Origin of the sequence: Streptomyces sp. 7-21, assembly GCF_016741785.1 — a bacterium.
Taxonomy (GTDB): domain Bacteria; phylum Actinomycetota; class Actinomycetes; order Streptomycetales; family Streptomycetaceae; genus Streptomyces.
On the sequence record NZ_JAERRL010000028.1, the window covers coordinates 1 to 2,700 of the forward strand.

Below are 2,700 nucleotides of genomic sequence, written 5' to 3' on the forward strand. Positions count from 1 at the left end.
TCAGCCCGCGTGGGGTTCGGGGTTGTGGCCGGGTTGGGCGAGGAAGGTGAAGTCGCAGCCGGTGTCGGCTTGGGTGATGTGGTGCTGGTAGAGGTGGCCGTAGCCGCGTTGGTAGGGGGGTGGGGGTGGGGTCCAGGTGGTTTTGCGGTGGTCGAGTTCGGTGGGGTCGATGTGGTGGGTGAGGGTGCGGTGGGGGATGTCGAGGGTGATCAGGTCGCCGGTGCGGATGTGGGCGAGGGGGCCGCCGATGTGGGATTCGGGGGCGATGTGGAGGACGCAGGTGCCGTAGCTGGTGCCGGACATGCGGGCGTCGGAGAGGCGGACCATGTCGGTGACGCCTTGTCTGAGGAGGTAGTCGGGGATGGGGAGCATGCCGTATTCGGGCATGCCGGGGCCGCCGAGGGGGCCGGCGCCGCGGAGGATGAGGACGTGGTCTTTGGTCAGGCCGAGGGCGGGGTCGTTGATGGTGGCCTGCATGGTGGCGTAGTCGTCGAAGACGTGGGCGGGGCCGGTGTGGGTGTGCAGGGCGGGGTCGGCGGCCAGGTGTTTGATGACGGCGCCGTCGGGGGCGAGGTTGCCGTGGAGGACGGCCAGGCCGCCTTCGGGGGAGAGCGGGTTGTCCAGGGGGCGGATGACGTCGTCGTTGTGGCTGGTGGCGCCGGTGAGCTGGTCGGCGAGGGTGGGGTGGGTGGCGGTGCGGCGGCGGGTGTGGAGCAGGCCGGCCTGGGCCAGGCGGGCCAGGAGGGCGGGCAGGCCGCCGGCGTAGTAGAAGTCTTCCATCAGGTAGCGGCCGCCGGGCTGGAGGTCGGCCAGGACGGGGGTGGTGCGGGAGATGCGGTCGAAGTCGTGGAGGGTGAGGGGGATCTGGCAGCGGCGGGCCAGGGCGGTGAGGTGGATGACGGCGTTGGTGGAGCCGCCCAGGGCGATCACGGTGGTGATGGCGTCTTCGATGGCTTCGCGGGTGATCAGCTGGCGGATGCGCAGGTTGTCGCGGACGAGGGAGACGGCGTGGATGCCGGCGGCGGCGCACATGCGGGTGTGGGCGGAGTCGACCGCGGGGACCGCGGAGGCGCCGGGCAGGGTCACGCCCATGGCTTCGGCGGCGGCGGTCATGGTCGAGGCGGTGCCCATGGTCATGCAGGTGCCCGGGGAGCGGGCCAGGCCGGCCTGGAGTTCGGCCAGGGCTGCATCGTCCAGGCGGCCGGCGCGGTGCTCGTCCCAGTACTTCCACATGTCCGTGCCCGAGCCCAGGGTGCGGCCGCGCCAGTGGCCGCGCAGCATCGGCCCGGCCGGCACGAACAGCGCCGGCAGGTCGGCTGAGACCGCGCCCATCAGCAGCGCGGGAGTGGTCTTGTCACAGCCGCCCATCAGCACCGCGCCGTCGACCGGGTAAGAGCGCAGGATCTCCTCGCACTCCATCGCCAGCAGGTTCCGGTACAGCATCGGGGTGGGCTTCTGGTACGTCTCTGACAGCGTCGCGACCGGGAACTCCAGCGGGAACCCGCCCGCCTGCCACACCCCCCGCTTGACCGCCTCCGCCCGCTCCCGCAGATGCTGGTGACACGGATTGATATCCGACCAGGTGTTCAGGATCGCGATCACCGGCTTGCCCAGATGCTCCTGCGGCAGCAGCCCCAGCTGCCGCGCCCGCGCCTGATGCGAGAACGTCCGCAGCCCCTCAGCACCGAACCACCGGAACGACCGCAGCTGCGACGGATCACCACCCCACCCACCGCTGCACGAACCGCACGCACCACCGCCAGCAGCGGACGCGGCGGCGGCAGGAGCATCGCTGGCGTTGCCGGCGCGAATCTCACTGGTGCTGTTGCTGTTGCTGTTGCTGCTGGTGTTGGTGTTGGTGTTCATGCGGGGTTCCACTCCTTGACGATCTTTGTGACCAGCTGCCGGTCCTCTTCAGGCAGCTCGGAGCTGGGCGGGCGGACCTGGCGCCGGCACAGCCCCAGCACCGCCAGGGCCTCCTTGACCACCGACACGTTGAACGCCGACTGCTCCTTCGCCCGCAGCTCCTCAAACACCCGGATCCGGTCCCACACCCCCATCGCCGCCTGGTAGTCCCCCGCCCGCAGCGCCCGCAGCATCGCCAGCGACACCTCCGGCGCCACGTTCACCAGACCCGAGGTGAACCCCGTCGCCCCGCACGCGAAATACGCCGGCGCGTACAGCTCGGCCAGACCCGCCACCCACACAAACCGCTCCCGCCCCGCCTCACGCGCCACCGAGGCGAACCGCACCGGATCCGCCACCGCGTACTTCACCCCGATCACATTCGGGCACGCCTGTCCCAGCCGCGCCAGCTCCCGCCCCCCGACCAGGCCACTGCGCACATACGGCACCACCCCCAGCTCCGGCACCGCCTCCGCCACCGCCCGGTGATACGCCACCCACCCCTCACCCGACACATACGGGCTGACCGGCTGGTGCACCATCACCATCCCCGCCCCCGCCTCACGCGCATGCTCAGCCGCCGCCACCGCCCCGGACACCGCGCCTCCCACCCCCACCACCACCCGCGCCTCCGGCCCGGCCTCCTCAACAGCCCACTCCGCCTCCGCACGCCGCTCCCCCTCCGACAGCGCATAAAACTCACTGGTGTTCCCGTTCGGCGTCACCGTCCGCACCCCCGCCCCCACCAGACGCCGCACCAGACCCCGGAACGCCCCCTCATCCAGCCGCCCCGCC

At 71.5% G+C, this 2,700-nt stretch carries 2 protein-coding genes; both read right to left on the minus strand.

Translation table 11 applies throughout. The features are described from left to right. The gene (araD, locus tag JK356_RS21380; protein ID WP_201870337.1) at window positions 1-1,866 is read right to left on the minus strand and encodes an L-arabinonate dehydratase; all 1,866 of its coding nucleotides are present in this window, start codon (window positions 1,864-1,866) and stop codon (window positions 1-3) included. After that, window positions 1,863-2,700: dihydrodipicolinate synthase family protein (locus JK356_RS21385; protein ID WP_201870338.1), on the minus strand; the 838-nt coding region annotated here is incomplete at its 5' end. The genes araD and JK356_RS21385, both read right to left, overlap by 4 nt.

Bases quoted from the DNA above. Each gene is read 5' to 3' on its own strand.
- araD (WP_201870337.1), bottom strand. From the start codon at position 1,866: ATGAACACCAACACCAACACCAGCAGCAACAGCAACAGCAACAGCACC.